The organism is Cognatiluteimonas telluris, assembly GCF_011320095.1.
Classification (GTDB): Bacteria; Pseudomonadota; Gammaproteobacteria; order Xanthomonadales; family Xanthomonadaceae; genus Cognatiluteimonas; species Cognatiluteimonas telluris.
In genome coordinates this window covers 1-5,402 of sequence record NZ_JAANOY010000053.1, presented here as the reverse complement: position 1 = coordinate 5,402, position 5,402 = coordinate 1, and the positions used below count along the sequence as shown (strand labels likewise).

At 58.3% G+C, this 5,402-nt stretch carries 6 protein-coding genes; all 6 read right to left on the bottom strand.

Features of this window, described 5'->3' with window-relative positions; genetic code table 11:
• Positions 1–183: 183 nt before the first annotated feature.
• A complete protein-coding gene (locus G7B67_RS12655) occupies positions 184–684 on the bottom strand; it encodes a super-infection exclusion protein B (protein ID WP_166212979.1) in 501 nt (166 codons plus the stop codon).
• A gap of 77 nt (positions 685–761) precedes the next feature.
• Complete coding sequence (locus tag G7B67_RS12650; RefSeq protein WP_166212977.1) at positions 762–1,004, bottom strand: hypothetical protein; 243 nt, start codon at positions 1,002–1,004, stop codon at positions 762–764.
• A 2,180-nt stretch (positions 1,005–3,184) separates the two neighbouring features.
• Positions 3,185–3,661 carry a hypothetical protein gene (locus G7B67_RS12645; RefSeq protein WP_166212975.1) on the bottom strand — a complete coding sequence of 159 codons (477 nt, stop codon included), beginning with the start codon at positions 3,659–3,661 and terminating at the stop codon, positions 3,185–3,187.
• Positions 3,662–3,720: 59 nt separating this feature from the next.
• Positions 3,721–4,137, bottom strand: a complete 417-nt coding sequence (locus G7B67_RS12640) for a hypothetical protein (protein WP_166212973.1) — start codon at positions 4,135–4,137, stop codon at positions 3,721–3,723.
• Positions 4,138–4,191: 54 nt separating this feature from the next.
• Positions 4,192–4,512 carry a type II toxin-antitoxin system RelE/ParE family toxin gene (locus tag G7B67_RS12635; RefSeq protein WP_166212971.1) on the bottom strand — a complete coding sequence of 107 codons (321 nt, stop codon included), beginning with the start codon at positions 4,510–4,512 and terminating at the stop codon, positions 4,192–4,194.
• The gene (locus G7B67_RS12630; RefSeq protein WP_166212969.1) at positions 4,500–4,757 is read right to left on the bottom strand and encodes a type II toxin-antitoxin system Phd/YefM family antitoxin; all 258 of its coding nucleotides are present in this window, start codon (positions 4,755–4,757) and stop codon (positions 4,500–4,502) included. The genes G7B67_RS12635 and G7B67_RS12630 overlap by 13 nt, the downstream gene beginning before the upstream one ends.
• Positions 4,758–5,402 lie beyond the last annotated feature (645 nt).

The window sequence follows — 5,402 nt, the reverse complement described above, 5'->3', positions numbered from 1 at the left end:
CGTTCCGCCTCGGTGAGCTGGCAGTACTTCAAGGATCTTCTCTTCCCGGAGTGATCCCCTTCAGTCTGCCAGCTCGCCGCTTCTTCCTTGGGCGTCGCAGGTGTTGCACTTACTTTGTTAACCTGCGGGCTCTAACACCAGAATTAAGCCGACCCGCGAAGCGGGTTCGGCTTGAATGATTTGTTAGACCGCATCTAGGACCTCTGGATGCTCGCGGATGTAGTCAAGTGCCCATTGCTGAATGTTGTACGCGAAATCCGTGTAGCCCTGAGAAACGTTGGAGGCGCGATAGATGATCCACGCACGCTCGAGTGCGGGCGCTATGCCATCAGCGCAGTCCAGCGTCTGAGTCCGAACGTTATTCGTGAGGTAGTACCGCAGCACCTCTTTCTCATCGCTTGAAAGGTCATGAAGGCGCGCTCGGCGTGCCTTCATGCCACGGCGCTCCTTTAACCACTCCCACGCCTTAGTTGCGACCCACTGGATTGGCGTAGGGAGAGTGGCCGCCAGGAAGAGAAGGAACACAACGCCCAGCCACATGCGGTAGGTGGCGATGAAGGCCTCAAGCCCCAAGCCGCTCACAAACCAACCAGGCCCCCAGAGCACAAGGCCCGCAATGAGCAACAGTGCCCAGAGCACGCGCTGGGGCAGTTTGAACCAACCGAGTGCTTGGGACGGGTCCATGCGGTCTAACACCTGAATTAAGCCGCGCCGCGAAGCGGCGTCGGCTTGAATGAATTGTTAGACCGCACGGCGTGAACTCACGTCTTGCCAGCCAAACGTTTGGCACCAAGCCAGCAGAAGTAAGCGCCTGCTGCAAAGTGTGCAGAGAGCATAAGTACGGCGTCACCGCCAGTGAGGTCAAGTGGGATGCTTTTGTAGCCTGCAAAATATGTGTCGCCGGTGAGCATGAAACGCACCAGGCCGGGCATGCTTTTAACGACCAAGAGCGCGCCAAACAGGAACATTGCCCATGAGGCGTATTTGTCGGGACGGTCGGCCATCTTTTGTGCGGTCTAACACCTGAGTTAAGCCGCGCCGCGAAGCGGCGTCGGCTTGGACGAATTGTTAGGGCGCAAACCCGTTACGTTTGCCGACCCACTCAAACAGCCAAGTGAGTGCAGCGGCCTCAGATAGTGCAATTATTGCTAGCAGAGCAAACCAAAGTGCACCTGTATGGAGCGAAGAAGGGGATGAGCCTGTCCAGATCAAGCAGAACATAACGAGTATGCCCGCACCGATGCGCAGCACTGACCTAATTTCCGTGTAAGTCTCAGCTGCAACTTTGCGTACGGGGCCTGGGGACGGGCTTGGCGGGAACACAGCCGTAAGCCCAAGAAAGCACAGTCCAGTGACACTCAGCCCCACCACGTACCAGAGGGGAAATCCTTTCGGAGCAAAGTCTGCGATGGAGGTTTCCAGTGCAGCTAGTCCACCAAATGCCCAGGCTAGAAAAATGGGAATGCCCCCAAGGATGAGTGCAAGTACAAACTCGAATCCTAACCTTCTCAAGGCTTCCTGTATCTTCATATTGCGCCCTAACACCTGAATTAAGCCGACCTGCGTAGTGGAGGCAAAAGGTGGCACGCTTTTCAGTGCCGCCTTTTGCTGGAACGAAGCGGGTTCGGCTTGAATGAATCGTTAGGCCGCCATTTGTCCATAAGAATCATTGGCTGACAAGCCACACGCTTGACCTGAGGCCGAAGCAGTCGGCCGCGCGCCAGAAGCTAAAGGCGCCCAGCCCAGATGCCGCCTGGCGGTCCGGGATGCGGCAAATGCCGCCGGACGGTCCGGGCGCACCCCTGGGCAACTCGGGCGCGACCCACGGACTAGCCGAAGCTGCTTGTGCCGAAGCTACGCTGCCCGGCCGCGCGCCGGGAGCTGCGAGCGCCAAACGCAGATGCCGCCAAGCAGCCTCGACCGCCATTACTGCCGCGTGGAGATACGAGCGCCGCTTAGATAACTCCAGGCGCGACCGAAGATGGCGGACGAAAGCGACAAGGTGCTGAGCGAAGCGAGCAACCCGAACTGCCGAATTGCCGCAGCAGGCCCGCTCTTAGCGGCCTAACACCTGAATTAAGCCGACCCGCGAAGCGGGTTCGGCTTGAATGAATTGTTAGGCACCAGCCGGCCAACCGGACAGTTGCCCGCCACCTTGTGCGATGACCTGAAAGCCCGACGGAGCGGTGACTCCCCAACTCTCGTAACCACTGGAAATTGGGATGAACTCCAGGCGCAGCTCTCCAGTGAACTCGAGTATTAGGTCCGCGGTGCCATCGCGCACCTCCACTCGGGTGACTTGATGGGAGCCAAGGGACTCGGCGGCTACAGCCGCGGCATCTAGAGGCGCCGGCAAGCCGTACTGCTGCAGGTGATCCTCGCTGCCAATTGCGACGCTACCTTTCCGAAGGAGACGCCATGGACACTCGGCCCCAATGCCGATGCCGGGTGCGAAGGAGAACACCCATTGGGTGGGCTCGTTTAGCCGAACTGCGTCGACTGTGCGACCAACCATCCACGAGAAGTCGAAAGAGTCCATGTGGTGCCTAACACCTGAATTAAGCCGACCTGCGTAGTGGAGGCGAAAGGTGGCACGCTTTTCAGTGCCGCCTTTTGCTGGAACGAAGTAGGTTCGGCTTGAATGAATCGTTAGGCCGCCATTTGCCCACAAGAATCATTGGCTGACAAGCCACACGCTTGACCTGAGGCAGAACCAGTCGGCCGCGCGCCAGAAGCTACAGGCGCCCAGCCGAGATGCCGCCTGGTGGTCAGGAATGCGGCAATGCCGCCGGATGGTCCGGGCGCACTCCGACGCAAATCGGGCGCGACCCTGGACTAGCCGAAGCTGCTTGTGCCGAAGCGACGCTGTCCGACCGCGCGCCTGGAGTTGCGAGCGCCCGACGCAGATGCCGCCAGCAGGTTCGGCCGCCAATACTGCCGCGTGGAAATCCGAGCGCCGCTTAGATGACTCCAAGCGCGACCGAAGAGGGTGGACGAAAGCGACAAGATGCTCGGCGAAGCGAGCAACCCGAACTGCCGAATGGCCGCAGCGGGCCCGCTCTTAGCGGCCTAACACCTGAATTAAGCCGACCGGCGTAGTGGAGGCAAAAGGTGGCACGCTTTTCAGTGCCGCCTTTTGCCGGAACGAAGCTGGTTCGGCTTGAATGAATTGTTAGGCAGCAGCTTAGTACCCATCAGCCATCAGCCGGAAAGCCATGCCGCCGACCTTTTCATCCGCCTGCAGCGTGATGTCTATTAGGGCACCTTTGTGGTCAGACCCATAGCTAAATGAGAATGCGCCGTTGTCGAGCCGCATCAACGGAGCGAAGCGAGTCTTCCTTGATAAGCAAATGATTGAGTTCTTAACATTGGCCCCGGCAAATTCGGTTGAGCCGTATTTCATAAGGTTGTCACAGACCTTCTTGGCTGGCTCGTAGCCGCCGTACTCGCAGCGCGTAGCAGCAAGCGCCGGAGCTGGTGCGTCCTTGAAGTTCTCGCCCCAGGAGGTTCGGAACGTAAATTCGCGTTTCTCATCGGGCTGCACAGACTCGACGAAACTGCGTAGTGCCTTGCATAAGCCAGGAGGCGGAGATGCATGGGCCGCTGGCAGCCAAGTCGCGGCCAAGGCAATGAGAGCTAGGAAACGAGCGGGAATCTTCATCTGCTGCCTAACGCCTGAATTAAGCCGAGCCGCGAAGCGGCTTCGGCTTGAATGAATTGTTAGGCGCCAACGACGCTTGCGCCCACTTTGCCATCCCACGCATGCCAAGTGTTTGAAAGCAGATATATGCCGATGAGCGTGCCCAAGGGAAAGCCAAAGAGCAAAAGGACTGAAATTACGATAGAGCTCGTTCTCGCCCAAGGCTTGGATTCTCGCGCCCCTTTAGCGGTCAGATGATGGGCGAGGAAGACGCCGACGAACAAAGCGAGCATGAAATACCACCAAGGTTCTTTCAGGGAAGGTGGTTGGCTAAAGCCTAAGAAAACGATCAAAGCGATGCCCATTGCATAGAGCCAAGACAGTGCGCGGTGAGCACGAAAGACCTTGATATTTCTCTCCACAAATCCCCCTGATGTTGGATTGGCGCCTAACACCTGAATTAAGCCGACATGCGTAGTGGAGGCAAAAGGTGGCACGCTTTTCAGTGCCGCCTTTTGCTGGAGCGAAGCATGTTCGGCTTGAATGAATTGTTAGACCCTTGGCCGTTTAGCCCGAGCACTTAGCTTCCCAGTGCGAAGCAAGCGCTCCGACCGCATGACGTGAAGGACAAACACCGTCTCTCCATCGTAGCGGTAGAACACCCGGCAGGGTGGCTCGACGATCTGGCGATAGCGGGACCGCTTGAGTTCCTGGGGCCGACTGCCACTCTCCGGATGCTCCGCCAATTGCTCAACATGCGCGAATACTCGCTGGACCAGATCTGCGGCCGCAGTGGGATTCTCTAACGCGATGTAGTCGCCAATGGCATCCAGGTCACTTAGGGCTGGCTCTGACCAAACTATTTCAGCCATCTGGCAAGACGCTTCTTGGCTTGGGCGTAGGAGACAGCCCGACCCTCAGCGATCGCCTGTTCTCCTCGAGCGATGCCCTCGAGGATGTTCATCCGCTGCTGCATGAGCTCGTAGCTCTCAACGTCCACGAGATAGGCCGTGGGCAGCCCATGCTGCGTGATGAGAATCGGCTCCTTATCCCGCTCCACGTCGGAGAGCAGCTCGGTCGCCTGGCGCTTGAGGGTGGTAACCAGTTCAGTACGCATAGAGTGACACTACAGTATCACTCAAGCCCGTGCAAGAGGCTCCGCCCAAGGGTCTAACACCTGAATTAAGGGGAGCCGCGAAGCGGCTTCCCCTTGAATGAATAGTTAGGCAGCCATTTGCCCACAAGAGTCATTCGGTAGCAAGCCACGCGCTTGACCTAAGGCCGAACCAGTCGGCCGCGCGCCAGAAGCTACAGGCGCCCAACCAGATGCCGCCTGGTGATCTGGGATGCGGCAAATGCCGCCGGACGGCTCGGGCGCACTCCGATGCAAACCGGGCGCGACCAGAGGACTAGCCGAAGCAGCTTGTGCCGAAGCCAAGACGCACGACCGCGCACCGGTAACCACGAGCGCCCGGCGTTGATGCCGCCGGTAGCCTCACCCGCGAAAACTGCCGCTAGAAATACGAGCGCAGCTTAAATCACTCCAAGCGCGACCGAAGATGGTGGACGGAAGCGACAAGGTGTTGGGCGAATCGAGCAAACCGAACTGCCGCATGGCCACAACAGGCCCGCTTTTAGCGGCCTAACACCTGAATTAAGCCGACTTGCGTAGTGGAAGCGAAAGCGTGGCAAGCTTTTTCTGCCACGCTTTTGCTGGAACGAAGCAAGTTCGGCTTGAATGAATTGTTAGGTGCCGGCCCTT